Raw genomic sequence first — 25469 nt, forward strand, 5'->3', positions numbered from 1 at the left:
GCACCATGCCCGTGGCCACCTTGGAGAAGTCCAGCAGGGTGTTGAGCATCTCGCTGGCGGCGGTATTCGACGCCTTGGCATGTTCGAGCAACAGCGCCTGGCGTGCATTGAGGCCGGAGCGGGCCAGCGAACCCAGGAACAGACCGGCGGCATGCAGGGGCTGGCGCAGGTCGTGGCTGGCCGAGGCCAGGAACAGGGTTTTGGCGCGGTCGGCCTCTTCAGCCGCCTGCTGCGCCTGCTCGGCCTGCTCGCGCGCCGTCTGCGCCTGCTGGCTCTGCTCACGCAGGCGCTGCACCAGATCCTCGTTGTCCAGCCGCAAGGCCAGCGCCCGCCGCACGGCCATCCCCGTCTGGCGGGCATACAGGGCCATGGCCACCAGGTAGAGCATGCCGCCGATGGCCAGCGAGGTCATCACCGGGTCCTGCAGGCACAGCAAGGCCACCAGCAGCGGCAGCATGCAGCTGAGCCAGAAGCGCTGCGCCAGGCGCCAGACCGGCGCAAACACCAACAGGCCCGCCGAACTCAGGCCCGCCATCACCCCCACCACGATGTGCAGCGATGCCGGCCGTGTCGGGTCGATGAACAGCAGGGGCAAGGCCCCCCAGGTGCCGCCAAAACCCAGGCAGACCCAGCCCATGACGCGCAGGTAGTGCCGGGCCGTGGCCTCGCCATCGGGCCCCTCCGGTCGCGGCAGACGCCGGTGGACGAGACAGCCCGCGGCACACAAGAGGGTGGCCCACACGGCCCACAGCACGACGCGGCTGTCGGCCAACGTGAACCAGAACGCCCCGGCCGTGAGCCAGGCGGCCAACGTGGACGCGCGCAAGGAGGTGCCCACATTGCCGTCGACCAGCGCCAGCTGCGCCGCCAGCAAGCGCGGCGTGTCGGAACGTGAGAGGGCCGGGCCGCGCAGCCAGGCCAGGGCCTTCATGGGGCCACCCACCCTCGGGTCACGGCCTCGGCATAGGCCTGCTGCCTGCTGGTCGCGTTGAGGCGCTCGGTGAGGTAGGACACCTCCGCGCGGACCTCGTTCTCGCTCAGGCCCAGTTGACGGGCGATGGCGCGGTTCGGCGTGCCCCGGCCCAGGTAGGACAGGATGGCGCGCTGACGCGGCGTGGGCTCGCTGGCGACGCCCTCGTTGTTCAGGTCCTGCAGGGCCGCATCGGACAAGGGGCCGCTCCCCAGCACCCGGATGGGCTCGGGCCGCGGCAGCGGGGAAGACAGGGCAAACGTGGTTTCCCCCGCCAAGGCCCCCCGTACCGCCGCGACGATCTCGCGGGCCGAGGCCACCTTGGCCACCAGGCCGGCGGCGCCCCGTTGACGCGCCTGATCCAGGCGCTCCGCATCGACCTGGGCCGACATCAACAAGATCGGACAGCCCGGCAACAGGGCCTGCAACTGGGCCAGGTTGTCGAGCCCGTGGCCATCGGGCAGCTGGATGTCGAGCAAGACCAGGTCCGGGGCCGGCCGCAGCGCCCGCGCGCTGCTCAGCGCCTGCGCCCAGTCCCCGGCGTGTCGCAAGACCGCCTCGGGCCAGTGTTCGGCCAGCATCATGCCCAGCCCGGTGCGAAACAGGGCGTGGTCATCCACCAGCAGGAAACAGGGCGCAGAGGGGTTCATGGGCAGAACGCTTGACGGTCATCCAGTATCGCCCGCGGCGCCGATGTGAAACAGGCCTGCTCTCACGAACAGGCCTGTTTCCCCCCATCAGAGGGACGCTCCTCTGCCAAGAACTGCCAGCGTCAGCGGGCGCGACGGGCCTTCACGGCGTCGGACAGCACCTTCAGCACCTCTTCGGAGTCATCCCAACCGATGCAGGCATCGGTGATGGACTGACCGTAGGCCAGCTTGGACGCATCGTCCTTGCCCGGCGTGAACTTCTGGGCGCCGGCGCACAGGTGGCTTTCGACCATGACGCCGAAGACCTTCTTGGAGCCCCCGGCGACCTGGCCGGCAATGTCCTTGGCCACGACGACCTGACGCTCGTGCTGCTTGGAGCTGTTGGCGTGCGAGAAGTCCACCATCAGCGACGGGTGCAGCTTGGCGGCTTCCAGGTCCTTGCAGGCCGCGGCCACGCTGTCGGCGTCGTAGTTCGGTGCCTTGCCGCCGCGCAGGATCACGTGGCAGTCGGGGTTGCCGGCCGTTTCGACGATGGCAACCTGGCCGTTCTTGGCGACCGACAGGAAGTGGTGCGGACGCGAGGCCGATTGCATGGCGTCGGTGGCGATCTTGATGTTGCCGTCGGTGCCGTTCTTGAAGCCGATCGGGGCGCTGATGCCCGAGGCCAGTTCGCGGTGGATCTGGCTTTCGGTGGTACGGGCACCGATGGCACCCCAAGAGATCAGGTCACCGATGTACTGGGGCGAAATCACGTCGAGGAATTCGCTGGCCGCGGGCATGCCCATGCGGTTGATTTCCAGCAGCAGCTGGCGCGCCATGCGCAGGCCTTCGTCGATCTTGTACGACTCGTCCATGTACGGGTCGTTGATCAGCCCCTTCCAGCCCACGGTGGTGCGGGGCTTCTCGAAGTAGACGCGCATCACGATTTCCAGCGTGTCGGCGTACTGCTCGCGCAGCGCCAGCAGCTTGCGGCTGTATTCGATGGCCGCGGCCGGGTCATGGATCGAGCAGGGGCCGATGATGACCAGCATGCGGTCATCCTTGCCGTGGATGATCTTGCGGATGGCCTTGCGGGTGTCGCTCACCAGCTTTTCCACGGGCGTGCCGCGGATGGGGAAGAAGCGGATCAGGGCTTCCGGCGGAGGCAGGGTGGTCACTTTGGTGATGCGGGCATCGTCGGTTTCAGAAGTGCGCTCGGCGGGGGGGACCCAGCCGGCTGCGGCGCTGGATTTGGCGGTCATGTGGCGTCCTGTTGTGGGTCGGGGTGATCAGAAGATGTCGAAAAAAAACCGCCGGGGTGAGCCGGCGGTTTTCAGGTCGTGTGTGGCTCGCTTAAAAGGCGTCCACTCCTGCGCCGGTGAGGGGCTGGAGATGAAAGTAGCCAAAATAAAAGCGGGACACGATCTGCATGCGTATAAATGTAGCACGCTCCCCCAGGGCTCACAAGCAAGCCGGATGAAGCGTGGCTATCAAGGTCATGGGGTGCGCCCATGGCCTCGGGCCCAGGCCCCCCACCGCACTGCTCAGGTCATCTGCGGGAACGCGAACTCGGGCCCGCGCGCGATGCTGTCGGGCCAGCGCTGCATCACGGCCTTGTGGCGGGTGTAGAAACGCACGCCTTCAGGGCCATAGGCGTGGTGGTCGCCAAACAGGCTGCGCTTCCAGCCGCCAAAACTGTTGAAGGCCATGGGCACAGGCAGGGGCACGTTCACGCCCACCATGCCAACCTGGATGTGGCGCACGAACTCCCGGGCGATGCCGCCATCGCGGGTGTAGACGGCGACGCCGTTGCCGTACTCATGGTCGTTGATGAGCTTCACGGCGGCCGCGATGTCGGGCACGCGCACCACGCACAGCACGGGGCCGAAGATCTCTTCGCGGTACACGCACATGTCGGGCGTGACGTGGTCGAGCAGGGTGCCGCCCACGAAGAAGCCGTTTTCATGGCCGGGCACGCGCAAGCCGCGCCCATCGACCACCGCCTGCGCCCCTTCAGCGATGCCCTGGCCGATCAGGCCTTCGATGCGTTGCTGCGCCATGCGCGTGATGACCGGCCCCATCTCGGCGTCACGCTGGTGACCCTCTCCCACTTTCAACGCCTGCACACGCTCGCGCAACTGGGCGACCAGGGTGTCGGCCACCTCGCCCACGGCCACGGCCACCGAGATCGCCATGCAGCGCTCACCGGCGGAGCCATAGGCCGCCCCGATCAGCGCGTCCACGGCCTGGCCGACGTCGGCGTCCGGCATGACCACGAGGTGGTTCTTGGCACCGCCCAGGGCCTGCACACGCTTGCCGTGGCGGGCGCCTTCGGCGTAGATGTATTCGGCCACCGGGGTCGATCCGACGAAGCTGACCGCCTGGATCACCGGATGAGCCAGGATGGCATCGACGATGGCCTTGTCCCCCTGCACGACGTTGAAGACGCCGTCGGGCAGACCGGCTTCCTTCAGCCACTCGGCCATCAACAGGGACGGCGACGGGTCGCGCTCGGAGGGCTTGAGGATGAAGGTGTTGCCGCAGGCCAGCGCGATGGGGAACATCCACATCGGGACCATGGCGGGGAAGTTGAACGGCGTGATGCCGGCGACCACGCCCAGGGGCTGGCGCATGGACCAGGCGTCGATGCCGCGGGCGATCTGGTCGGTGAACTCGCCCTTCATCAGCTGCGGGATGCCGGTGGCGAACTCGACGACCTCGATGGCGCGGGCCACCTCGCCCAGCGCATCGGGCAGGGTCTTGCCGTGCTCTTGCACGATGAGCTCGGCCAGTTCGATGCTGCGCTGTTGCAGGATGCCCAGGAACTTGAACATCACACGGGCACGGGCCAGAGGCGGCTGGGCCGACCAGGCCGGGAACGCCGCCTGCGCGGCCACGACGGCGAGGTCCAGCTCGGCGGGGGTGCCCAGGTCCACCTGGCCTTGCACCTGACCCAGGGCGGGGTTGTAGATGTCGGCGGTGCGGCCGGAGGTGGTGGGCTGCACGCGGCCGCCGATGTGGTGGTGAACAGGGTACATGGTCAGACTCGGTGAGGGGATCGTCAAAGGGTAGCGCAGCGGAAATGGGGCGTCATGCGGCGGGGGCTCAGCAGGGGTGGGCGGTGCGACGCACGACGTCGCGCAGCACATCGACCATGCGGTGCAGTTCGTCGGGCGTGGCGATGAAGGGCGGGCCCATGGCCAGGGTGTCGCCGGTGAAGCGCAGCAGCAGGCCTTGCTGCATGGCCATCTCGAACACCGTCATGGCGCGGCGGCCGGGCTGGCCCTCCCAGGGCGCGAGGTCGATGGCACCGCAGAAGCCGAAGTTGCGGATGTCGGTGATGCCGGGCTCACCGTGCAGGCTGTGCAGGCCGTCTTCCAGCACGGTGGACAGGCTGGCGGCGCGTTCGATCAGGCCATCGGCCTGCAGGATGTCGAGCACGGCATGGCCCACGGCGGCGGCCAGCGGGTGGCCCGAGTAGGTGTAGCCGTGCATGAACTCGACCGCGTAGTCCGGTGCGTTCACGCCCATGAAGGTGTCGTACAGGGCCTGGCTGGCGATGACGCCGCCCATGGGCACAGTGCCGTTGGTGATGCCCTTGGCAAAGGTGATGAGGTCGGGCGTGACGTCGAAGCGCTGGGCGCCGAAGGGGGTGCCCAGGCGGCCGAAGCCGGTGATGACCTCGTCGAAGATCAGCAAGATGCCATGGCGGGTGCAGATCTCGCGCAGCTTTTGCAGGTAGCCCACGGGGGGCACAAGCACGCCGGTGGAACCTTGCACCGGCTCGACGATGACGGCGGCGATGGTGCTGGCATCGTGCAGGGCCACCAGGCGTTCCAGCTCATCGGCGAGGTGGGCACCCCAGGTCGGCTGACCTTTGGAGAAGGCCATGTGGGCGGGGGACCAGGTGTGGGGCAGGTGGTCCACGCCGGGCAGCATCACACTGCCGAACATCTTGCGGTTGGCGACCATGCCGCCGGCCGAGATGCCACCAAAGCCCACGCCGTGGTAGCCGCGCTCGCGGCCGATGATGCGATAGCGCCCGCCCTCGCCGCGCAGGCGGTGGTAGCCGATGGCCATCTTGATGGCGGTGTCCACCGACTCGGAGCCGGAGTTGGCGAAGAACACGCGGTTGAGGCCAGCCGGGGCCAGCTCGGCGATGCGGCCGGCCAGCTTCAACGAGCCGGGGTGGGCCACCTGGAAAGCAGGGGCGTAGTCCAGCGTGGCGGCCTGGCTGCGCAAGGCTTCGACGATCTTGGGATGACCGTGGCCCAGCGGGCAGCACCACAGGCCCGAGAGCGCGTCGAACAACTGGCGTCCGTCCGAGGTCTGGTAGTAGGCGCCTTGCGCGCCCACGACGACCTTGGGGTGCTGCTTGAAGTAGCGGTTGGGCGTGAAGGGCAGCCAGGCCGAGGGCAGGCCTTCGAGGGTGGCCGGGTCGGCGGTTTCGGTGGCGGGGTCAAAGGGCATGGGCACAGTCCAGCAAAAGAAAGGAGTCCATTCGGGCCAGCGCGGCCGGCGTCACAGGCGTCACAAGCTCAAGGCGGCGAGCGGGTCGAGGTAAGCCCGGTCCAGCGCCTGCGCCACCCCGGGGTGAGTGAGGCGGCCCCGGTGCACATTGAGGCCCTGGCGCAGGTGCGGGTCGTCGCGCAGGGCCTGCAGGCCGTGGTCGGCCAGCGCCAGCACGAAGGGCAGGGTGGCGTGGCCCAGCGCAAAGGCCGAGGTGCGCGGCACGGCACCGGGCATGTTGGCCACGCAGTAATGCACCACGCCATCGACCACGAAGGTCGGGGCATCGTGGGTGGTCGGGTGCGAGGTTTCAGCACAACCACCCTGGTCGATGGCCACGTCCACGATGACCGAGCCGGCACGCATCTGGCTGACGATCTGGCGCGTGATCAGCTTGGGGGCGGCCGCCCCGGGCACCAGCACGCCGCCGATGAGCAGGTCGGCCTGGGCCGCGTGCTGCTCGATGGCATCGCGGGTGGCGTAGGCGGTGCGCAGGCCGTGGCCGAACTGGGTCCACAGCCGGCGCAGCACCTCCAGGTTGCGGTCGATGACGGTGACCTGCGCGCCCAGGCCCAGGGCCATGGCTGCCGCGTGCATGCCGACCACGCCGCCGCCCAGGATCACGACCTGAGCCGGCGCCACGCCGGGCACCCCGCCCAGCAGCACCCCGCTGCCACCGGCGTGACGCTGCAGGGCTTGCGCTCCGGCCAGCACCGACAGGCGCCCCGCCACCTCGGACATCGGCGCGAGCAGGGGCAGGCCGCCGGTGGGTGAGGTCACGGTCTCATAAGCGATGCAGGTGGCGCCGCTGGCCATCAGGTCCTGGGTCTGGGCGGGGTCCGGGGCCAGGTGCAGGTAGGTGAACAGGATCTGGTCGGCGCGCAGGCGCTGGCGCTCGATGGCCTGCGGCTCCTTGACCTTGACGATCAGTTGCGCACGCGCCCACACGGCATCGGCATCCGGCGCGATGGTGGCGCCCGCCGCCTGGTAGTCGGCGTCGCTGGCCCCGATGCCCAACCCGGCGCCCGTCTCCACCCAGACCTCGTGGCCGTGGTGCACCAACTCACGCACCGCCGCGGGCACCAGGCCCACGCGGAACTCCTGCACCTTGATCTCCTTGGGCACACCGACCAGCATGAACGACTCCGCACAAAGGGGGTTGGGATGGAGCCATCGTAGGCGCATCCCCCGGCCGGCGGCAAGACGGTAAAGCGGCAAGCTGGCAGACGACTTGCTTGGATGAGGCAACCGTACAGCCCCTTTTGCCTGCACAGTCATGTCCACCTCTCCCCCCCTCTCTGTGGCCTCCCCGTCCTGGCTGGATGGCTTGCAACGCACCTTGCAGACGGCCCGCGCGGCCTCCGGTCCGGCGAAGCGACTCCGCGGCGCCCCGGGGGCCAGCCTGGTGCAACAGCTGACGCAGGCCATCGAGCAGGCCGTGCAGCAGGGCGAGCTGCGCGCGGGCAGTCGGCTGCCCTCGGTGCGGGCGCTGGCGGCCCGACTGGGCATCAGCACCTTCACGGTGGCCGAGGCCTACACCGGTCTGGTGTCGCGGCGGGTGCTGTCGGCGCGGCGGGGGGCGGGCTACCACGTGGCGTCGGCGCACCTGAGCGCCCGTCGGCCCAGCCCCGATCTGGCGCTGTCACCGCGCATCAGCGACGACTGGCTGAGCCTGAACATGTTCGCGCAAGGCCGCGACCTGCTGGCCGCCGGATGCGGCTGGCTGCCCTTGAGCTGGTATGGCGAAAACGACTTTCACGCGGCCTTGCGCCAGGCCACCCGCATTGCCGGGGAGCACCTCGCCAGCTATGGCCACCCGCTGGGCTACGCGGGCCTGCGCCAGCAACTGGCCGGCGAGTTGAGCGAGCGCCTGGGCCCCGTCAACGCCGACCAGATCGTGCTGACCCACGGTGTGACGCACGGCTTCGAGCTGGTGATGATGGGCCTGCTGCAACCCGGCGACGCCGTGCTGGTGGAGGAGCCCGGTTACTGGAACCTGCACGCGCAACTGCGCTGCCACGGTCTGCGCCCCATCGGTGTGCCGCGCACCGCGGCGGGGCTGGACCTGGCCGAACTGGCGCGCCTGGCCGAGCTGCACCGCCCGCGTGCCATCTTCGTCACCACCGTGGGGCACAACCCCTTGTCGACCACGCTGTCGCTGCGGCAAGCCCACCAGCTGCTGGCCCTGGCCGAGCGGCACGACCTGTGGGTGATCGAAGACGACATCTTTCGGGATCTGGATGCGCCGCACGCCCCCTCGCTGGCCGGGCTCGACGGCCTGCACCGCGTGCTGGTGCTGGGTGGGTTTTCAAAGACGATCGCGCCAGCGATCCGCGTGGGCTATGTGGCCTGCCCGCCCGCGCTGGTGCAGACGCTGGTGCGCATCAAGATGACCTGCGGGCTGACCACGTCCGAGATCAACGAGCGCGCCGCCGCCCGGGTGCTGGCCGACCCGGCCCACCGCCGCTATCTGGAGCGCATCCGCCACCGACTGGCCGCCGCCCGCGAGCGCGTGGTCGATGCCTTGTCCGACATCGGCCTGCAGCCCCTGGCCTTGCCCGACAGCGGCCTGTATGTGTGCGCGGGCTGGCCGGGTGCGGGTGCCGACAACGACCCGCATGTGGTCACCGAACACGACCGTCAGGCACGCACGCTGGCCCAGGCGGCGCTGACCGAGGGCATCGCGCTGGCACCGGGCGATTACTTCCTGCTCGAGCCGCGCGCGACCTCGTGGTTCCGCTTCAACGTGGCGCACGCCGACGACCCACGTCTGCGTGCGTTTCTGCAGCGGGCCGCGCGGCAGTTGCCCCATCCCTGATCGCGGTCCTCTCCGCCGCGCTCGGCCCGGATCAGCCCCAAAACAGTGCCCGATTGGGCCCTTTGGGTCTGGCACAGAACTCGCATGAGGTTGTGCATCCAAACCTGACCACACGGTCAACTTCCCGGTCACTGCCCCATGAACGCGCCCGAGATGCTTGCCTCCACGGCCCCCCCGGCCAACCAGCCGGTGTTCGGCCGACCCGTCGTGCAGATCCAGCAGGCCAGCGTGGTCTACCCGGCGCCCGATGCCCCGGTGCGGGCCTTGCACGAGGTGGACCTGGAGATCCGCCAAGGCGAGTTCATCTCGCTGATCGGCCCCTCGGGCTGCGGCAAGACCACGCTGCTGCGCGTCATCGCCGACCTGGAGCCCATCACCTCGGGCACCGTCCGGGTCAATGGGCTGAGCCCGCATGATGCCCGCCTGGCGCGCGCCTATGGCTACGTCTTCCAGGCTGCGGCCTTGCTGCCCTGGCGCACCGTGCTGTCCAACGTGATGCTGCCGCTGGAGCTGCAAGGCACCCCGCCCGAGGTCGCCCGCGAGATCGCCCGCACCCAGCTGGCCCGTGTGGGCCTGGCGCAGTTCGAACAGAAGTACCCCTGGCAGCTGTCGGGCGGCATGCAGCAGCGGGTGTCGATCGCGCGCGCCCTGGGTTTCGAGCCCAAACTGTTGATGATGGACGAGCCCTTCGGGGCGCTGGATGAGATCACCCGCGACGACCTGAATGCCCAGCTGCAACAGCTGTGGCAGCGCGAGCAGCGCACCGTCGTGTTCGTCACGCACTCGATCGCCGAGGCCGTGTACCTGTCGACCCGCATCGTGGTGATGTCGCCGCGCCCCGGGCGCATCGTCAAGGTGATCGACTCGCCACTGCCCGCCGAGCGCACCCTGGCCCTGCGCGACACCCCCGCCTTCATGGCCCTGGCGCACGAGGTGCGTGAGGCCCTGGCCGACGGCCACCACTGAGGAGCCCGGCATGGCGCTCGCCTCGTCCTTACCCCTCGCCCCGTCACGCTGGCGCCAGGCGGTCGCACGCGCCTTGCCCGTGGGCGTCGTGCTGGCCGTGTTGCTGCTGGGTTGGTACGCGCTGAGCGTGGCGCTCAATGCCAGTGGCGTGATCGAACGGGTGCTGGGCGGGCCGTCCGGCGCCTGGGGCTGGCGCGACCTGATCTGGGCCACGTGGCACCAGCAACGCGCTGTGCTGCCCGCGCCGCACCAGATCGCGCTCGACATCTGGCACAGCCTGCGGGACTGGCCGCTGGACGATCCGCGCAACCTGCTGCTGCACACCCGCGTCACCGCCGAAGCCACCTTGCTGGGCTTTGTGCTGGGCACGGCCCTGGGCCTGCTGCTGGCGGTGCTCATCGTGCATGCGCCCACTCTGGAGCGCGCCGTGCTGCCCTGGATCGTGGCCTCGCAGACCGTGCCGGTGCTGGCCATCGCTCCCATCGTGCTGGTGGTGCTGGGCAGCCTGGGCTTCAGCGGCGTCCTGCCCAAGGCGGTGATCGCCATGTACCTGTGCTTCTTCCCGGTCACCGTGGCCATGGTGCAGGGCCTGCGCGCCCCGCAAACCCTCGATCAGGAGCTGATGCACACCTACGCTGCCACGCGGATGCAGACCCTGTGGGTGCTGCGCCTGCCCGCCGCCTTGCCCTATCTGTTCCCGGCCTTGCGCGTGGGCATCGCCGCGGGCCTGGTGGGCGCCATCGTGGCCGAGCTGCCCACCGGCGCGCAAGCCGGCCTGGGCGCCCGCCTGCTCACCAGCTCCTACTACGGCAACACCGTGCAGATCTGGTCCGCCCTGTTGATGGCTGCCGTGCTGGGCATGGTGCTGACCGCCGCGGTCGGACTGCTGGAGCGTGCGGTCCTGCGCGGTCGCGGTCCCAAGCTCTGAGGCTCACCCCATGATCCGCCCCACCGCTCCCTCCACCGCCCCCGGCGCCTTGCTGGCCGTGTTCGCCCTGGCCCTGCTGTGCCTGTCCGGCCCCTTCGCCATCCTGATGGTCGATCCGGGTGACTATGTGCTGCAGCCCCGGGCCTGGTGGCAAGCCGACAGCGTCTCTGACCAGATCCTGCAACTCGGCACCGCACTGTGCCTGCTCGCCGCAGCTGTTCTGGCCCTGCGCCCCACACCTCAGCGCACCCACACCACCGTGCTCACGGCCCTGAGCCTGGCCGGGGCGCTCGGCCTCATCGTGCTCGCCCCCACCGACGAAAGCCGTGTGCCCAGTCACGCCTACTGGCTGGCCACGATGGCCCTGATGCTGCTGGCGGTGGTCACCGTCCAGCGCGTCGCGGCGCTCTCGCTGCCACGCTGGCTGGCGCCCCTCACCGCCGGCCTGTTCGGCCTGTGGATGCTGCTGCTGTGGGAGCAACTGGTCACCGCCTTCGCCGTGCCCCGCGTGCTGTTGCCCCCGCCCTCGGCCGTCGTGCTGGCCCTGTGGGAGCACGCCGCCACCCTGTGGGGCGACCTAGTACAAACCGTCGGCAAGGCCGTGCTGATCGGCTATGCGCTGGGCTGCGGCCTGGGCGTGCTCACCGGCATCGCCATCGACCGACTGCCCTTCCTGCAACGCGGCCTGCTGCCGGTGGCCTCACTCACCAGCACCATCCCCCTGGTCGGCATCGCCCCCATCGCGGTGATGTGGTTCGGCTTCGACTGGCCTTCCAAGGCCGCCGTCATCGTGCTGATGACCTTCTTCCCAACCCTGGTCAGCACCCTGGCCGGCCTGGGCGCGGCGGGCAAGCTCGAGCGCGAACTGATGCACTCGTATGCCGCCAGCTACCGCCGCACCTTGCTCGACCTGCGCCTGCCCGTGGCGCTGCCCTTCATCTTCAACGCCCTCAAGGTCAACGCCACCCTGGCCCTGATCGGCGCCATCGTGGCCGAGTTCTTCGGCTCGCCCACCCAGGGCCTGGGCTTTCGCATCTCCACCGAAGCCTCGCGCATGAACATGCCTCTGGTCTGGGCCACCATCGTCGTGGCCAGCGCGGTCGGCATGCTCGCCTACAGCGCCCTGAGCCGCCTGGAGCGACGCGTCAATTTCTGGCACCCCTCGGTGCGTTCCGCCTGATTTTGTCCCACCCCTCGTCCTACAGGAGCTCTCAATGAACCGTCCTCTGTCTTCCACGTTCCGGCTGGCCCTGGTTGCGGCCGCCGCTGCCCTCAGTGTGGGGGCCGACGCCGCCGAAAAGGTCACCGTGCAGCTCAAGTGGGTGCCCCAGGCTCAGTTTGCGGGCTACTACGTCGCCCAGGCCAAGGGCTATTACAAAGAGGCGGGGCTGGACGTGACCATCAAGCCCGGCGGCACCGATGTCTCGCCCGTGCAGGTGCTCGCCGGCAAGTCCGCCGACGTCATCGTCAACTGGATGCCCGATGCCCTGGCCGCCCGTGAAAACGGCGTGCCCCTGGTCAACATCGCGCAGATCTTCGACAAGTCCGGAATGATGCTGACCTGCAAGAAGGCCAGCGGTGTCAACAGCCCCAAGGACCTCAAGGGCAAGACGCTGGGCGTCTGGTACGGCGGCAACGAATACCCCTTCCTGAGCTGGATGAGCCAGCTGGGCCTGCAACCGGGCAAGGACATCACCGTGCTCAAGCAGGGTTTCAACGTCGACCCGCTGCTGCAGAACCAGGCCGCCTGCATCTCCACCATGATCTACAACGAGTACTGGCAGGTGGTGGACGCGGGCGTGAAGCAGTCCGACCTGGTGACCTTCTTCTACCAGGACCAGGGCGTGGCCTCGCTGGAAGACGGCCTGTATGTGCTCGGCCCCAACCTGCGTGACAAGGCTTTTGTGGCCAAGATGGCCAAGTTCCTCAAGGCCAGTTTCAAGGGCTGGAACGACGCCGTGAAGAACCCCGCCGAAGCCGCCAAGATCGTCGTGGCCAACGACACCTCGGGCAGTGCCAGCTTGGCCGTGCAAACCCGCCAGATGGAGAACGTGGCCAAGCTGATCAGCAACGCCAACACCCCGAAGATGGGCTACCTGGACCCGGCCGCGTACGAGCGCACCATCAAGGTTCTGATGGCCGGCGGCAGCGCCCCCGTCATCAAGAAGGACCCCGGCAAGGCCGCCATGACCCACCTGGTGTGGGAGCAGGCGGCAAAATAAGGGCATGAACCGCAGCACGCCCACCTCCCGACGCCAGACCCGACAGGTCAACGAGTCCGCGATCTTGCGTGCTGCGGAGCGGGTCTTTGCCCGCGCCGGTTTCGAAGGGGCCACCATGGCCGACATCGCCGACGAAGCCGGCCTGCCCAAGGCCAATCTGCACTACTACTTCGGGGCCAAACGCGCGCTCTACCGCGCCGTGCTCGACGCGGTGCTGCACGACTGGCTCGCCCCGCTCGATGCCATCACGCCCGAAGCCGATCCGCGCACGGCGCTGTGCCATTACATCGAGCTGAAGATGGCCCTGGCCGCCGAGCGCCCCCACGCCTCCCGCGTGTTCGCCAACGAACTGCTGCATGGCGCGCCCGTCGTGCTCGACCTGCTGCGAACCGACCTGCGCCAACAGGTGCTGGCCAAAGCCGCCGTCATCGACGGCTGGATCGCCGCCGGGCGCATGGCCCCGGTGGACAGCGTCCACCTCTTTTTCACCATCTGGGCGGCCACCCAGACCTATGCCGACTTCGACGTGCAGATCCACGCCGTGCTCGGCACCGAGCCCAACCCGGCCACCGACACGCCGCGCGCCACCGCGCACGTCACCAGCCTGATCCTGCGCGGCTGCGGCCTCTGAGCCGCCACCGCGCTCACGTTCACACCACGCCAGGGCGCCCGCTCATCCCACCACGCCCGCGCGGTCCAGCATCGCGTGCAGCAGCACGTTGCAGCCGGCTTCAAGGTGGGCAGGCTGGGCATCCTCGATCTCGTTGTGGCTGATGCCGTCCTTGCAGGGCACAAAGATCATGCCGGCCGGCGCCAAACGGGCCACGTACACCGCATCATGCCCGGCCCCGGACACGCAGGGCATGTGCGAGTAGCCCAGCGCCTGCGTCGCCCGCCGCACCGCCGCCACGCAACCCGCCTCGAAGGGCACGGCCGGGTAATGCGAGACCTCCTCGATCTCCACGCGCAGCCCGCTCTCTTCGGCCACCGCCGCCGCAAAGGCGCGGATCTCCGCGTCCATCTGGTCCAGCAGCTCGTTGCTGACATTGCGCAGGTCCATCGAAAACTTCACCCGCCCCGGGATCACGTTGCGGCTGTTGGGGTGCACCTGCACCATGCCCACCGTGCCGCGGCCGTGCGGCTGGTGGTCCATGGCGACGGCCACCACCTCCTGCATGATGCGCGTGGCCACCTGCAAGGCATCCTGACGCAGCCCCATCGGGGTCGGACCGGCATGCGCCTCCATGCCCGTCACCGTGCAGTCGTACCAGCGGATGCCCAGCACCGCCTCCACCACGCCAATGGTGATGCCATGGTCCTCCAGCACCGGCCCCTGCTCGATGTGGGCCTCGAAGTAAGCCCCCACCGGATGCTGCCCTGGCACCTCCGCCCCGATGTAGCCGATGCGGGCCAGCTCGTCTTTCACGGTGTGGCCTTCGGTGTCCTGCGCGGCATAGGCATGTTCCAGCGAGAAGGCCTTGGCGAACACGCCCGAGCCCATCATCACCGGCACAAAGCGTGAGCCTTCCTCGTTGGTCCAGAACGCCACCTCGATCGGCGCCTCGGTCTCCAGCCCCAGGTCATTGAGCGTGCGCACCACCTCCAGGCCCGCCAGCACCCCGTAGTTGCCATCGAACTTGCCACCCGTTGGCTGCGTGTCGATGTGGCTGCCCGTCATGATCGGGGGCAGGGCGTTGTTGCGCCCCGCCCGCCGCATGAAGACATTGCCGATCTGGTCCACCGTCACCGTCATGCCGGCCTCGCGGGCCCAGCCCACCACCAGATCCCGCCCCTGGCGGTCCAGCTCGGTCAAGGCCAGCCGGCACACGCCGCCCTTGGGCGTCGCGCCGATCTCTGCCAGACGCATCAACGAGGCCCACAGGCGGGCCCCATTCACCCGCACCCCGCTCAGGTCAGCGCTGCTTGTCGTGTTCATGCTGTGCATCTTGCTGACTCCCGTTCAGATCGTGATGCGCGCTACCGCTTGCGGTGCCGCCAGCGCCGCCTTGCGTGACAAGGCATCGAACACCGGCCCAAACGCCGGTCGCTTCACATAGCGCCCCTGGCGGGGCTCGGCGCGCAAATCGCCCCGCACATAGGCCAGGCGCCCACCACTGAGCGTGTGCGTCGGCACCCCGCGCACCGTACGCCCTTCGAAGATGTTGAAGTCGCCCTTCGAGTGCTGGGTCGCCACCGACAGCGTCTTGCTGGCCGCCGGGTCCCACACCACGAGGTCGGCATCCGCGCCCACCGCCACGCAACCCTTGCGCGGGTACAGGTTGAACAGCTTGGCCGCATTGGCCGAGGTGACGGCCACGAACTCCGACGGCGTCAAGCGCCCCGTGTTGACCCCGGCATCCCAGATCACGCTAAGGCGCTCCTCCACCCCGCCCGTGCCATTGGGGATCTTGCTGAAGTCCAGCCGCCCCATGGCCTTCTGGGCCGCACAGAAGGTGCAGTGGTCCGTCGCCGTGGTGTGCAAATGCCCCGCCTGCAAGCCGCGCCACAAGGCCGCCTGGTGCTCGGGCGCACGAAACGGCGGGCTCATCACATGCGCCGCTGCCACATTGAAGTCCGGATGCCGGTACACGCTGTCGTCGATCACCAGGTGCCCGGCCAGCACCTCGCCATACACCCGCTGCCCCCGCGCCCGCGCCCGCGCAATCGCCTCGGTCGACTCCGCACACGACACATGCACCACATAGATCGGCACATTGAGCACATCGGCGATCGCGATCGCGCGCTGCGCCGCCTCGGCCTCCACCGCCGGCGGGCGTGACAGCGGGTGCGCCTCCGGCCCGGTCAGCCCCTGCGCCTTCATCTCCTGCTGCAGCAGGAACACCAGCTCGCCGTTTTCCGCATGCACCGTGGGCATCGCCCCCAGCTCCAGCGCCCGCCGGAAGCTGTTCACCAGCGTCTCGTCGTCGGCCATGATGGCGTTCTTGTAGGCCATGAAATGCTTGAAGCTGTTCACGCCCTCGTCCTGCACCAGCGCGCCCATGTCCCGCCGCACCGACTCGTCCCACCACGTGATCGCCACGTGAAAGCCATAGTCCGCCGCCGCCTTGTCGGCCCAGCCCCGCCACGTGCGGTAAGCGTCCATCAAGGGCTGCTTCGGGTCGGGAATCACGAAGTCGATGATGCTCGTCGTGCCCCCCGCCAGCCCGGCCGCGGTCCCGGTGAAAAAGTCATCGGCCGTCACAGTGCCCATGAAGGGCAGCTGCATGTGCGTGTGGGGGTCGATCCCGCCCGGCATCACATACTGCCCGCCCGCGTCGATCACCTCGGCGCCCACGGGCACGTCCAGGTCCTCGCCCACCGCCGCGATCACCCCGTCCACGCACAGCACATCGGCCGTGCGCTCCCCATCGGCATTGACCACTGTGCCACCACGGATCCACACCGCCGGCTGCTTTGCTGTCGTCATCGCACTCTCCTTGCGGACGGAGCCGCCTCAAACGGTCGCCATCGGGTTGTTCGGATGCGCCAGCCAGTTGCGCGGCTCGGCCGGCACCGGCTCACCCGTGCGCAGGTCCACCTCACCGGGCACCAAGTGACGCAAGGTGATGCACTCCTCGACCGGACACACCGACACGCACAGATTGCAGCCCACGCACTCCTCTTCTTTGACTTCGAAGTGGCGCACGCCGTCTTTCATCGCCGTGATCGCCTGGTGCGAGGTGTCTTCGCAAACCACATGGCAACGCCCGCAGCTGATGCACTTGTCCTGGTCGATCACCGCCTTGGAGACATGGTTCAGGTTGAGGAACTTCCAGTCCGTCACCGTCGGCACCGCACGCCCCACCAGCTCGTCCAGCGTCTGAAAGCCCATCTCGTCCATGTAGTTCGACAGGCCACTGCACAGGTCCTCCACGATCTTGAAGCCATGCACCATCGCCGCCGTGCACACCTGCACCGTGCCCGCGCCCAGCGCGATGAAGTCCAGCGCATCGCGCCACGTGCTCACCCCGCCGATGCCCGAGATCGGCAACCCGCGGGTCTCCGCCGTGCGCGCGATCTCCGCGACCATGTTCAGCGCGATCGGCTTGACCGCCGGCCCGCAGTAGCCCCCGTGCGAGCCCATGCCCGCCGTGCTCGGCACCATCGTCAAGGTCGCCGGATCCACCCCCATGATGGAGTTGATCGTGTTGATCAGCGACACCGCATCGGCCCCGCCGCGCTTGGCCGCCTGCGAGGGCTGGCGGATGTCGGCGATGTTGGGCGTCAGCTTCACGATCACCGGCAGGCGGCTGTACTGCTTGCACCACGCCGTCACCATCTCGATGTACTCGGGCACCTGACCCACGGCCGCCCCCATGCCGCGCTCGCTCATGCCATGCGGGCACCCGAAGTTCAGCTCGATGCCATCGGCCCCGGTGTCCTCCACCCGCGGCAGGATGGCGCGCCACGAGGCCTCGTTGCACGGCACCATCAGCGACACCACCATCGCCCGGTCCGGCCAGTCCTTCTTCACCTGCGTGATCTCGGCCAGGTTCAGCGCCAAAGGCCGGTCCGAAATCAGCTCGATGTTGTTGAACCCCAGCACCTTGCGATCCGGCGACAGCAGCGTGCTGTAGCGTGGCCCGTTCACGTTGACCACTGGCGGGTCTTCACCCAGCGTCTTCCACACCACGCCGCCCCAGCCCGCCTCGAATGCGCGGATCACATTGGTGGCCTTGTCGGTCGGCGGCGCCGAGGCCAGCCAGAAAGGGTTGGGGCTGTGAATGCCCACGAAATTGCTGCGCAGATCGGCCATGATCAAGACTCCGCTTGGAAGGATGCGTGGATGCCCAAGGCGGCCTGCTTGCCCGCCTCAACCGCTTCAACCGTCAGGTCGCGCCCGCCCGTGCAGGCATCGCCGCCCGCCCAGACGCCCGGCAGCGACGTGCGCCCCTGCGCATCGACCACGATCCGGCCATCGCGCAAGAACAAGCCCGACGTCGTCCAGGGCGCCTCCTCCAGGCGCTGGCCAATCGCCTTGAGCACCATGTCGGCCGGCAGCGTCACATGCTCCCCGCTCGGTCCCCAGCGTCCGTCGCCCAGGTCCCGTTGACCAGCAAAACGCACACCGCACACCGCGCCGCTTTCGCCCAGCAGGGCTTCCGGCGCCAGGCCATGGCGGATCGTCACGCCGTTCGTCTGCGCCCAGGCCTGCTCCACCTGCGACGCCGACATCGCCTCCGGCCCACGCCGGTACACGATGCTCACCTCCTCGGCGCCCAGGAGCTTGGCCTGCACCGCGGCGTCCACCGCTGTCATGCCGCCGCCAATCACCAGCACACGCCGGCCGATCGGCAGCGTGGCCCAATCTGACGATTGACGCAGGCGCGCAATGAAGTCCACCGCGTCTTCCACCCCGGCCAGGCTCTCCTCGCCGGCCAGGCCCAGTTGACGCACGTCCCCCAGGCCCACGCCCAGGAACACGGCATCGTGCGTGTCCGACAAGGCCTGCAACTGCGCGACCGTTTCGATGCGCACCCCCGTCTGCACCGTGATCCCGCCCACGCTCAACAACCAGGCGATCTCGCGCTGCGCGAAGTCGCCCGCGGTCTTGTAGCTGGCCAGACCATACTCATTGAGCCCACCCAGCTTGTCGTGGGCGTCGATCAGCGTCACCGCATGGCCTTGCACCGCCAAGGTGTGCGCACAGGCCAGGCCCGCCGGGCCGGCGCCCACCACCGCCGCCTTGCGCCCGGTGTCCGGCGCCCGTGTGAACACCGGTGCAGCGCCTTCCTGCATCACCGCGTCCACCGCGTAACGCTGCAGCCGCCCGATCTCCACCGCCTTGCCTTGCTGCGTCTGCCGCACACACACGGCCTCGCACAGCTCTTCGGTCGGACACACCCGCGCGCACATGCCACCCAACGGGTTGGCCGACAAAATCGCCTGCGCCGCCCCACGCACATTCCCATCGGCGATGCGGTGGATGAAGCTCGGCACATCGATGCCGGTAGGGCAGGCCGTCTGACACGGCGCATCGAAGCAATACAGACAGCGCTCGGCTTCGATCACCGCCTGCATGGGCGTCAAAGCGGGCGTCTCGGCCGCCTGCAGCCGCTGCGCATACGCCGCCGTGGGCAGACGCCCCGGCTGGACATCGTGGAAGGGACTCTCGGACACGGTGGGTTCTCCTTGCTCGACAATCTGACCAAATGGTCAGGTTTGTGCAGAACCCGTATGCTTAAACCGTGCCAGCGCTTTGTCGCTCGCCAGCGCACACCCACGGTGCAAGGCCCAAGAAAAAGGGCGCGCCGGTGTTCACCACCGGCACGCCCTCGGGGCATGAACCGGGCCACACGCGCCATCCCGGCGCATCCGGCCCCAGATTCATCAACCCTGGATCTGCTTCAGCAAGGTCGCGGCATCGCTCACGGCATAGCCACCGCCTTGCTCGTCATTGAGCTGCGTCACCACGCCGTCCTTGACCAGCATCGAGAAGCGGCCCGAACGCAGGCCCAGACCCTTGGCGCTCAGGTCCAGCACCAGACCGGTGGCCTTGGTGAACTCGGCGCTGCCGTCGGCCAGCATGCGCACCTTGCCGGCAGCCTGCAGCTCACGGCCCCAGGCGCCCATCACGAAGGCATCGTTCACCGCCACGCACCAGATCTCGTCCACACCCGCGGCCTTGAACGCGTCGGCCGAGGCGATGTAGCCCGGCGCGTGCTGCACCGAGCAAGTCGGTGTGAACGCCCCAGGCACGCCAAAGATGGCGATGGTCTTGCCGGCGGTGGCCTTGGCCACGTCCACCGGGTTGGGGCCGAGGCTGCAACCTTCGGTCGCCACATCGATGTACTCGAACAACGTGCCGCCCGGCAGCTTGTCACCCACTTTGATCATGCGTCTCTCCTGAGAATCAATCAGACAATAAAAAAACCGGCTGCCAGTATCACTGGACAACCGGTTTTCGGCAGCGACACCGGGGCGGAAACCCCGGTGACGGCGTGGCGATCAGATCACGAAGATCAGACCAGCTCAGCCTTCTGGACCAGACGGGTCACGACCCAGCTCTTGGTCTTGGACAGAGGGCGGCTTTCGCTGATCTCGACCACGTCACCGATCTTGAACTCATTGTTCTCGTCGTGAGCGTGATACTTGCGCGACTTGGCCACAATCTTGCCGTACAGCTCGTGCTTGGCACGACGCTCGACCAACACCGTCACGGTCTTGGCGCGGGCATCGCTGACCACCTTACCCACGAAGGTACGGGTCACTTTGGTTTGAGCTTCCGTCATTGGGCGGCTCCTTTCTTCTCGGTCAGAATCGTCTTGACACGTGCAATGTCGCGACGGGTCTTCTTCAGAGCCGAGTGATCATTGAGCTGCTGGGTGGCACGCTGCATGCGCAGGTTGAAGTGCGACTTCAGCAGGTCCTTGATTTCGGTTTCCAGTGCGGCCACATCCTTGGCGCGCAGTTCAGAGGCTTTCGCCATAACTTTCTCCTTAGCGCCTGATTAGATGCCGAACTGACGGCCGACGAAGGTGGTGCTCAGCGGCAGCTTTGCAGCAGCCAGCGTGAACGCCTCACGAGCGAGTGCTTCGGACACGCCCTGGATTTCGTAGAGGACCTTACCCGGCTGAATTTCAGCCACGTAGTACTCAACGTTACCCTTACCGTTACCCATACGGACTTCGGCAGGCTTGTTCGAGATCGGCTTGTCGGGGAAGATGCGGATGAAGATGCGACCACCACGCTTGACGTGACGGGAAATCGCACGACGTGCAGCTTCGATCTGACGAGCCGTGATGCGACCACGCTCAGTGGCCTTCAGGCCGAAATCGCCGAAGGACACATCGGCACCGCGGGTGGCAACACCCGTGTTACGGCCTTTGTGTTCCTTGCGGAACTTGCGACGATTAGGTTGCAACATGTTTATTCTCCTTTCGCTTCGGCGACGGGAGCCTTGCGAACGCGCTTGGCGTCAGCGGCGACAGCAGGCTTGTCGCTGCCGTCGGCGGGAGCGCCATCAGCACGGGGGCGGCCAGCGCCACGGGGACCACGACGGTCGCCAGGGCGATCGCTACGGGGGCCGCGACGGTTGCGACGGTCGTCTTCACGATCGTCACCCTTGAGCACGGGAGCCTCGCCATTGGCCAGGCGGTCACCGCGGTAGACCCACACCTTCACGCCGATCACACCGTAGGTGGTGTGAGCTTCGGAGGTGCCGTAGTCGATGTCAGCCTTCAGGGTGTGAAGGGGCACGCGACCTTCGCGGTACCACTCGGTACGTGCGATTTCGATGCCGTTCAGACGACCGGCCGACATGATCTTGATGCCTTGGGCGCCCAGACGCATGGCGTTCTGCATCGCACGCTTCATGGCGCGACGGAACATGATGCGCTTTTCCAGCTGCTGCGTGATCGAATCGGCGATCAGTTGAGCATCGACTTCAGGCTTGCGCACTTCTTCGATGTTCACCGAAACCGGGCAATTCAGACGCTTGGCCAGTTCTAGCTTCAGGTTTTCGATGTCTTCGCCCTTCTTGCCGATCACCACGCCCGGACGAGCCGAGAAAATGGTGATGCGTGCGCTCTTGGCGGGACGCTCGATCAAGATACGCGACACAGCCGCGTTCTTCAGCTTTTTCTTCAGGAATTCGCGGACTTCCAGGTCTTCAGCCAGCATCGAGGCAAAGTTGCGATTGGTAGCGTACCAACGCGATGCCCAGTTACGGGTGACGGCCAGGCGGAAGCCGGTTGGGTGGATTTTCTGTCCCATGATCAGCCTCTGCTTAGTTGCCCACGGTCACATAGATGTGGCAGGTCGGCTTGCTGATGCGGTTGCCACGGCCCTTTGCGCGGGCGGTGAAACGCTTCAACGTGGTGCCTTGCTCCACATAAATGGTCTTGACCTTCAGTTCGTCGATGTCAGCACCGTCGTTGTGCTCGGCGTTGGCGATTGCCGACTCCAGAGCCTTCTTGATGATGCCGGCAGCCTTCTTCTGGGTGAACTCCAGGATGTTCAGGGCTTGGTCCACCTTCTTGCCACGGATCAGGTCAGCGACCAGACGACCCTTGTCGCAAGACAGGCGAACACCGCGCACGATTGCTTTCGTTTCCATCGTCGCTGCTCCTTATTTCTTGGCTTTCTTGTCGCCTGGGTGACCCTTGAACGTACGGGTCAGGGCGAACTCGCCGAGCTTGTGACCAACCATCTGGTCCTGGATGTACACGGGCACGTGTTGCTTGCCGTTGTGCACAGCAATCGTCAGGCCAATGAACTCAGGCAGGATGGTCGAACGACGCGACCAGGTCTTGACGGGCTTCTTGTCTTTGGTTTCGACAGCCTTCTCGACCTTGGCCAGCAGGTGATGGTCAACGAACGGACCCTTTTTAAGAGAACGAGCCATTTCAGCCTACCTCTTATTTCTTGCGACGCGACACAATGAAGGTCTGCGTGCGCTTGTTGTTACGGGTACGGTAACCCTTCGTCATGGTGTTCCATGGCGAGACAGGGACCTGACCTTCACCAGTGCGACCTTCGCCGCCACCGTGCGGGTGATCCACCGGGTTCATGGCGACGCCACGCACGGTCGGGCGGATACCCTTCCAGCGGATGGCACCGGCCTTACCGTATTGACGCAGGCTGTGCTCTTCGTTGCTCACTTCACCCAGGGTGGCGCGGCATTCGATGTGGACCTTGCGGACTTCACCCGAGCGCAGGCGAACCTGAGCGTAGGTGCCTTCACGGGCCATCAGAACAGCGGACGTACCAGCCGAACGAGCGATCTGACCGCCCTTGCCAGGCTTCAGTTCGATGTTGTGGATGGTCGAGCCCACGGGGATGTTGCGGATGGGCAGCGTGTTGCCGGCCTTGATCGGGGCTTCAGAGCCGCTGATCACGGTGGCGCCAGCTTCCAGGCCACGGGGAGCGATGATGTAGCGACGTTCGCCGTCGGCATAGCACACCAGAGCGATGTGAGCCGTGCGGTTCGGGTCGTATTCAATGCGCTCGACCTTCGCGGGGATGCCATCCTTGTTGCGGATGAAGTCGACCACGCGGTAGTGGTGCTTGTGACCACCGCCCTTGTGACGGATCGTGATGTGACCGTTGTTGTTACGGCCAGCATTCTGGATCTGCGGCTCCAACAGCGCAGCGTGAGGCGCGCCCTTGTGCAGGTGCTTGTGCACCACCTTCACCACGCCACGACGGCCAGGCGAAGTCGGTTTCAGTTTAACGACGGCCATGATTACGCAGCCTCCCCAGAGAAGTTCAGCTCTTGACCGGCAGCCAGAGACACGAAGGCCTTCTTGGCGTGGTCACGGCGACCGATACGGCCACCAAAGCGCTTGGTCTTGCCCTTCTGGTTCAGGACTTGCACCGACTTCACTTCGACCTTGAACAGCAGCTCGACAGCGGCCTTGATCTCGGGCTTGGTGGCATCGCGCAGCACCTTGAACAGCACTTGGCCGCGCTCTTCAGCAGCGGCGGTGGCCTTTTCCGAAATGATCGGAGCGACCAACACCTTCAGCAGGCGGGTTTCATCAAATTTCAGAGTGCTCATGCGAACATCTCCTGCAGCTTGGCGATCGCACCCTTGGTGACCACGACCTTCTTGTAGAAGACCAGGGACAGGGGATCGGCGTAACGGGGCTCAACCACCAGCACGTTGGGCAGGTTGCGAGCAGCCAGGAACAGGTTTTCGTTGACTTCGTCAGCGATCACCAGGACATGGTCCAGGTTCATGGCCTTCAGCTTGGCAGCCAGCAGCTTGGTCTTGGGGGCTTCGACGTCGATCGATTCCACCACGGCCAGGCGGCCTTCACGGGCCAGTTGCGAGAAGATGGCGGCCATACCGGCGCGGTACATCTTCTTGTTGACCTTGTGCGAGAAGTTTTCGTCAGGGCTGTTCGGGAAAATCCGACCGCCCCCACGCCACAGAGGCGAGGACGACATACCAGCGCGAGCGCGACCGGTGCCCTTTTGGCGCCAGGGCTTCTTGGTGGTGTGCTTGACGGTTTCGCGGTCCTTCTGGGCGCGCGTACCTTGACGGGCATTGGCCTGGTAAGCAACAACGATCTGATGGATCAGGGCTTCGTTGTAGTCACGGCCGAACACGGTGTCGGAAGCTTCAACCTTGGAAGCAGCCTGACCTTGCTCATTGAGGAGCTCGAGCTGTGCCATCAGTTGGCTCCTTTCTTGACTTTGACCTTCACAGCGGGACGCACGGTGACGAAGCCACCCTTGGCGCCCGGCACTGCACCCTTGACCAGCAGCAGTTGACGGGCTTCGTCAACGCGCACGATGTCGAGGTTCTGCGTGGTGACGGTCTCGTCACCCATGTGGCCGGTCATCTTCTTGCCAGGGAACACGCGGCCCGGATCCTGCGCCATCGAGATGGAGCCAGGAACGTTGTGCGAACGCGAGTTACCGTGCGAGGCGCGCTGCGAACCGAAGTTGTGGCGCTTGATGGTGCCGGCGTAACCCTTACCGATCGAGGTGCCTTGCACGTCAACCAGCTGGCCAGCCTGGAACAGGGCGGCGGGAGCAATGCTGCTACCGGCCTTGTACTCGGCGGCGACTTCGGGGGCCACGCGGAATTCCTTGGTGACTTCACCAGCTTCCACGCCAGCTTTGGCGAGGTGGCCGGCTTCGGGCTTGGTCACGCGCGAAGCTTTGCGCGCACCGAACACCACCTGAACAGCGGTGTAGCCGTCAGTCTCAACGGTTTTGACCTGGGACACACGGTTGTTGGACACATCCAGCACCGTCACAGGAACAGCGTCGCCGTCCTCCGTGTAGATGCGCATCATGCCCACCTTGCGGCCCAGCAATCCGAGGCGATTGCTAAGACTCATGGTTTTTTCTCCAGCCCCACATGGGGGCCTTTTACACAAACCCGACAACGATTGGCCGGGCCGACCTGTCGGCACCTTGCCGCCCCACCAACTGCATGGAACGGCATGGCGCCTTTGGATTTCCGCCTTGGGCGCTCGCCACTGCTTAAAAAATAGGCAATAGACAAGCCACCCATTGCGGGAAAGCCTGCGATCATAACAAAGCGCCCCCGCTTGTGCAAGCATCAGGGGGAAGCGCCCATGAAAAAACCGCCCGAAGGCGGTTTGGCAATGTGGCCGGCCGAAGCCGAACGATCACTGCAGCTTGATTTCGACGTCCACGCCAGCCGGCAGGTCGAGCTTCATCAGGGCGTCAACCGTCTTGTCGGTCGGGTCCACGATGTCCATCAGACGCTGGTGGGTGCGGATTTCGAACTGGTCACGCGACGTCTTGTTGACGTGGGGCGAACGCAGGATGTCGAAACGTTGCAGGCGGGTCGGCAGGGGCACGGGGCCCTTGACGATGGCGCCGGTACGCTTGGCGGTTTCGACGATTTCAGCCGACGACTGGTCGATCAGCTTGTAGTCAAACGCCTTCAGGCGGATGCGGATTTTTTGCTGTGCCATGACACACTTCCTTCAATTAAAGAACG

Annotated in this window: 28 protein-coding genes; 6 read left to right on the forward strand and 22 right to left on the reverse strand. The window is 66.7% G+C overall.

Going from position 1 to position 25469, the window contains the following annotated elements:
- The 6 genes from RBT42_RS07050 to ald all read right to left on the reverse strand — a co-directional run.
- Positions 1-931 (reverse strand): histidine kinase dimerization/phospho-acceptor domain-containing protein (locus tag RBT42_RS07050; RefSeq protein ID WP_320363517.1); only part of this gene is annotated, 931 nt, incomplete at its 3' end.
- A complete protein-coding gene (locus tag RBT42_RS07055) occupies positions 928-1620 on the reverse strand; it encodes a response regulator transcription factor (RefSeq protein ID WP_320363520.1) in 693 nt (230 codons plus the stop codon). The genes RBT42_RS07050 and RBT42_RS07055, both read right to left, overlap by 4 nt.
- A gap of 122 nt (positions 1621-1742) precedes the next feature.
- A complete protein-coding gene (locus tag RBT42_RS07060) occupies positions 1743-2861 on the reverse strand; it encodes a 3-deoxy-7-phosphoheptulonate synthase (RefSeq protein ID WP_320363522.1) in 1119 nt (372 codons plus the stop codon).
- Between the two features lie 282 nt (positions 2862-3143).
- The gene (locus RBT42_RS07065) at positions 3144-4637 is read right to left on the reverse strand and encodes a CoA-acylating methylmalonate-semialdehyde dehydrogenase (RefSeq protein ID WP_320363524.1); all 1494 of its coding nucleotides are present in this window, start codon (positions 4635-4637) and stop codon (positions 3144-3146) included.
- A 67-nt stretch (positions 4638-4704) separates the two neighbouring features.
- Positions 4705-6069: an aspartate aminotransferase family protein gene (locus RBT42_RS07070; RefSeq protein WP_320363526.1), complete on the reverse strand. Its 1365-nt coding sequence runs from the start codon at positions 6067-6069 to the stop codon at positions 4705-4707.
- 60 nt (positions 6070-6129) lie between these two features.
- A complete protein-coding gene (gene ald / locus RBT42_RS07075; RefSeq protein ID WP_320363529.1) occupies positions 6130-7245 on the reverse strand; it encodes an alanine dehydrogenase in 1116 nt (371 codons plus the stop codon).
- Positions 7246-7384: 139 nt separating this feature from the next.
- On the opposite strand from ald, the gene RBT42_RS07080 reads away from it, so the two are divergent.
- From RBT42_RS07080 to RBT42_RS07105, 6 genes are all read left to right on the forward strand, one after another.
- Positions 7385-8926 (forward strand): PLP-dependent aminotransferase family protein, encoded by a 1542-nt coding sequence (locus tag RBT42_RS07080; RefSeq protein ID WP_320363531.1) that lies wholly within the window; start codon positions 7385-7387, stop codon positions 8924-8926.
- A gap of 153 nt (positions 8927-9079) precedes the next feature.
- Positions 9080-9892, forward strand: a complete 813-nt coding sequence (locus tag RBT42_RS07085; RefSeq protein ID WP_320363533.1) for an ABC transporter ATP-binding protein — start codon at positions 9080-9082, stop codon at positions 9890-9892.
- Between the two features lie 10 nt (positions 9893-9902).
- Positions 9903-10820 (forward strand): ABC transporter permease, encoded by a 918-nt coding sequence (locus RBT42_RS07090; RefSeq protein WP_320363535.1) that lies wholly within the window; start codon positions 9903-9905, stop codon positions 10818-10820.
- Between the two features lie 10 nt (positions 10821-10830).
- Positions 10831-12000 carry an ABC transporter permease gene (locus RBT42_RS07095; RefSeq protein WP_320363538.1) on the forward strand — a complete coding sequence of 390 codons (1170 nt, stop codon included), beginning with the start codon at positions 10831-10833 and terminating at the stop codon, positions 11998-12000.
- A 34-nt stretch (positions 12001-12034) separates the two neighbouring features.
- The gene (locus RBT42_RS07100) at positions 12035-13042 is read left to right on the forward strand and encodes an ABC transporter substrate-binding protein (RefSeq protein WP_320363540.1); all 1008 of its coding nucleotides are present in this window, start codon (positions 12035-12037) and stop codon (positions 13040-13042) included.
- A 4-nt stretch (positions 13043-13046) separates the two neighbouring features.
- Positions 13047-13673, forward strand: a complete 627-nt coding sequence (locus tag RBT42_RS07105; RefSeq protein WP_320363542.1) for a TetR/AcrR family transcriptional regulator — start codon at positions 13047-13049, stop codon at positions 13671-13673.
- Positions 13674-13715: 42 nt separating this feature from the next.
- Here RBT42_RS07105 and RBT42_RS07110 read toward each other — a convergent pair whose 3' ends face one another.
- The 16 genes from RBT42_RS07110 to rpsJ all read right to left on the reverse strand — a co-directional run bounded on the left by RBT42_RS07110 (position 13716) and on the right by rpsJ (position 25443).
- The gene (locus tag RBT42_RS07110; RefSeq protein WP_320363544.1) at positions 13716-14978 is read right to left on the reverse strand and encodes a Zn-dependent hydrolase; all 1263 of its coding nucleotides are present in this window, start codon (positions 14976-14978) and stop codon (positions 13716-13718) included.
- 24 nt (positions 14979-15002) lie between these two features.
- Positions 15003-16469, reverse strand: coding sequence for a dihydropyrimidinase (gene hydA, locus RBT42_RS07115; protein WP_320363546.1), 1467 nt, complete (start codon positions 16467-16469; stop codon positions 15003-15005).
- 27 nt (positions 16470-16496) lie between these two features.
- Complete coding sequence (preA, locus tag RBT42_RS07120) at positions 16497-17798, reverse strand: NAD-dependent dihydropyrimidine dehydrogenase subunit PreA (protein WP_320363547.1); 1302 nt, start codon at positions 17796-17798, stop codon at positions 16497-16499.
- Between the two features lie 2 nt (positions 17799-17800).
- On the reverse strand, positions 17801-19162 hold the full coding sequence (locus RBT42_RS07125; RefSeq protein ID WP_413785867.1) for an NAD(P)-dependent oxidoreductase: 1362 nt from the start codon (positions 19160-19162) through the stop codon (positions 17801-17803).
- 210 nt (positions 19163-19372) lie between these two features.
- The gene (locus RBT42_RS07130) at positions 19373-19879 is read right to left on the reverse strand and encodes a peroxiredoxin (RefSeq protein WP_320363548.1); all 507 of its coding nucleotides are present in this window, start codon (positions 19877-19879) and stop codon (positions 19373-19375) included.
- A gap of 125 nt (positions 19880-20004) precedes the next feature.
- Positions 20005-20274 carry a 30S ribosomal protein S17 gene (gene rpsQ / locus RBT42_RS07135; protein ID WP_320363549.1) on the reverse strand — a complete coding sequence of 90 codons (270 nt, stop codon included), beginning with the start codon at positions 20272-20274 and terminating at the stop codon, positions 20005-20007.
- Positions 20271-20471 carry a 50S ribosomal protein L29 gene (gene rpmC / locus RBT42_RS07140; protein WP_290641303.1) on the reverse strand — a complete coding sequence of 67 codons (201 nt, stop codon included), beginning with the start codon at positions 20469-20471 and terminating at the stop codon, positions 20271-20273. Before rpmC ends, rpsQ begins: the two co-directional genes overlap by 4 nt.
- A 21-nt stretch (positions 20472-20492) precedes the next feature.
- A complete protein-coding gene (rplP, locus tag RBT42_RS07145) occupies positions 20493-20909 on the reverse strand; it encodes a 50S ribosomal protein L16 (RefSeq protein ID WP_306567047.1) in 417 nt (138 codons plus the stop codon).
- A 2-nt stretch (positions 20910-20911) separates the two neighbouring features.
- Positions 20912-21757: a 30S ribosomal protein S3 gene (rpsC, locus tag RBT42_RS07150; protein WP_320363552.1), complete on the reverse strand. Its 846-nt coding sequence runs from the start codon at positions 21755-21757 to the stop codon at positions 20912-20914.
- A gap of 13 nt (positions 21758-21770) precedes the next feature.
- Complete coding sequence (rplV, locus tag RBT42_RS07155) at positions 21771-22100, reverse strand: 50S ribosomal protein L22 (protein WP_290641308.1); 330 nt, start codon at positions 22098-22100, stop codon at positions 21771-21773.
- A 12-nt stretch (positions 22101-22112) separates the two neighbouring features.
- Positions 22113-22388 carry a 30S ribosomal protein S19 gene (rpsS, locus tag RBT42_RS07160; protein ID WP_290728966.1) on the reverse strand — a complete coding sequence of 92 codons (276 nt, stop codon included), beginning with the start codon at positions 22386-22388 and terminating at the stop codon, positions 22113-22115.
- Positions 22389-22401: 13 nt separating this feature from the next.
- A complete protein-coding gene (gene rplB / locus RBT42_RS07165) occupies positions 22402-23226 on the reverse strand; it encodes a 50S ribosomal protein L2 (protein WP_320363558.1) in 825 nt (274 codons plus the stop codon).
- 2 nt (positions 23227-23228) lie between these two features.
- Positions 23229-23543: a 50S ribosomal protein L23 gene (rplW, locus tag RBT42_RS07170; RefSeq protein WP_320363560.1), complete on the reverse strand. Its 315-nt coding sequence runs from the start codon at positions 23541-23543 to the stop codon at positions 23229-23231.
- Positions 23540-24163 carry a 50S ribosomal protein L4 gene (gene rplD / locus RBT42_RS07175; protein WP_320363562.1) on the reverse strand — a complete coding sequence of 208 codons (624 nt, stop codon included), beginning with the start codon at positions 24161-24163 and terminating at the stop codon, positions 23540-23542. Before rplD ends, rplW begins: the two co-directional genes overlap by 4 nt.
- Positions 24163-24837 (reverse strand): 50S ribosomal protein L3, encoded by a 675-nt coding sequence (rplC, locus tag RBT42_RS07180; protein ID WP_320363564.1) that lies wholly within the window; start codon positions 24835-24837, stop codon positions 24163-24165. Before rplC ends, rplD begins: the two co-directional genes overlap by 1 nt.
- Positions 24838-25131: 294 nt before the next feature.
- On the reverse strand, positions 25132-25443 hold the full coding sequence (rpsJ, locus tag RBT42_RS07185) for a 30S ribosomal protein S10 (RefSeq protein ID WP_035037922.1): 312 nt from the start codon (positions 25441-25443) through the stop codon (positions 25132-25134).
- Positions 25444-25469: the final 26 nt, after the last annotated feature.

It is taken from the genome of Aquabacterium sp. (assembly GCF_034003525.1).
GTDB lineage: Bacteria > Pseudomonadota > Gammaproteobacteria > Burkholderiales > Burkholderiaceae_C > Aquabacterium.

Coding starts and splice junctions, on each gene's coding strand:
- RBT42_RS07055 (WP_320363520.1), bottom strand. CDS start 1,620: ATGAACCCCTCTGCGCCCTGTTTCCTGCTGGTGGATGACCACGCCCTG.
- RBT42_RS07060 (WP_320363522.1), bottom strand. CDS start 2,861: ATGACCGCCAAATCCAGCGCCGCAGCCGGCTGGGTCCCCCCCGCCGAG.
- RBT42_RS07065 (WP_320363524.1), bottom strand. CDS start 4,637: ATGTACCCTGTTCACCACCACATCGGCGGCCGCGTGCAGCCCACCACC.
- RBT42_RS07070 (WP_320363526.1), bottom strand. CDS start 6,069: ATGCCCTTTGACCCCGCCACCGAAACCGCCGACCCGGCCACCCTCGAA.
- ald (WP_320363529.1), bottom strand. CDS start 7,245: ATGCTGGTCGGTGTGCCCAAGGAGATCAAGGTGCAGGAGTTCCGCGTG.
- RBT42_RS07080 (WP_320363531.1), top strand. CDS start 7,385: ATGTCCACCTCTCCCCCCCTCTCTGTGGCCTCCCCGTCCTGGCTGGAT.
- RBT42_RS07085 (WP_320363533.1), top strand. CDS start 9,080: ATGCTTGCCTCCACGGCCCCCCCGGCCAACCAGCCGGTGTTCGGCCGA.
- RBT42_RS07090 (WP_320363535.1), top strand. CDS start 9,903: ATGGCGCTCGCCTCGTCCTTACCCCTCGCCCCGTCACGCTGGCGCCAG.
- RBT42_RS07095 (WP_320363538.1), top strand. CDS start 10,831: ATGATCCGCCCCACCGCTCCCTCCACCGCCCCCGGCGCCTTGCTGGCC.
- RBT42_RS07100 (WP_320363540.1), top strand. CDS start 12,035: ATGAACCGTCCTCTGTCTTCCACGTTCCGGCTGGCCCTGGTTGCGGCC.
- RBT42_RS07105 (WP_320363542.1), top strand. CDS start 13,047: ATGAACCGCAGCACGCCCACCTCCCGACGCCAGACCCGACAGGTCAAC.
- RBT42_RS07110 (WP_320363544.1), bottom strand. CDS start 14,978: ATGAACACGACAAGCAGCGCTGACCTGAGCGGGGTGCGGGTGAATGGG.
- hydA (WP_320363546.1), bottom strand. CDS start 16,469: ATGACGACAGCAAAGCAGCCGGCGGTGTGGATCCGTGGTGGCACAGTG.
- preA (WP_320363547.1), bottom strand. CDS start 17,798: ATGGCCGATCTGCGCAGCAATTTCGTGGGCATTCACAGCCCCAACCCT.
- RBT42_RS07130 (WP_320363548.1), bottom strand. CDS start 19,879: ATGATCAAAGTGGGTGACAAGCTGCCGGGCGGCACGTTGTTCGAGTAC.
- rpsQ (WP_320363549.1), bottom strand. CDS start 20,274: ATGACGGAAGCTCAAACCAAAGTGACCCGTACCTTCGTGGGTAAGGTG.
- rpmC (WP_290641303.1), bottom strand. CDS start 20,471: ATGGCGAAAGCCTCTGAACTGCGCGCCAAGGATGTGGCCGCACTGGAA.
- rplP (WP_306567047.1), bottom strand. CDS start 20,909: ATGTTGCAACCTAATCGTCGCAAGTTCCGCAAGGAACACAAAGGCCGT.
- rpsC (WP_320363552.1), bottom strand. CDS start 21,757: ATGGGACAGAAAATCCACCCAACCGGCTTCCGCCTGGCCGTCACCCGT.
- rplV (WP_290641308.1), bottom strand. CDS start 22,100: ATGGAAACGAAAGCAATCGTGCGCGGTGTTCGCCTGTCTTGCGACAAG.
- rpsS (WP_290728966.1), bottom strand. CDS start 22,388: ATGGCTCGTTCTCTTAAAAAGGGTCCGTTCGTTGACCATCACCTGCTG.
- rplB (WP_320363558.1), bottom strand. CDS start 23,226: ATGGCCGTCGTTAAACTGAAACCGACTTCGCCTGGCCGTCGTGGCGTG.
- rplW (WP_320363560.1), bottom strand. CDS start 23,543: ATGAGCACTCTGAAATTTGATGAAACCCGCCTGCTGAAGGTGTTGGTC.
- rplD (WP_320363562.1), bottom strand. CDS start 24,163: ATGGCACAGCTCGAGCTCCTCAATGAGCAAGGTCAGGCTGCTTCCAAG.
- rplC (WP_320363564.1), bottom strand. CDS start 24,837: ATGAGTCTTAGCAATCGCCTCGGATTGCTGGGCCGCAAGGTGGGCATG.
- rpsJ (WP_035037922.1), bottom strand. CDS start 25,443: ATGGCACAGCAAAAAATCCGCATCCGCCTGAAGGCGTTTGACTACAAG.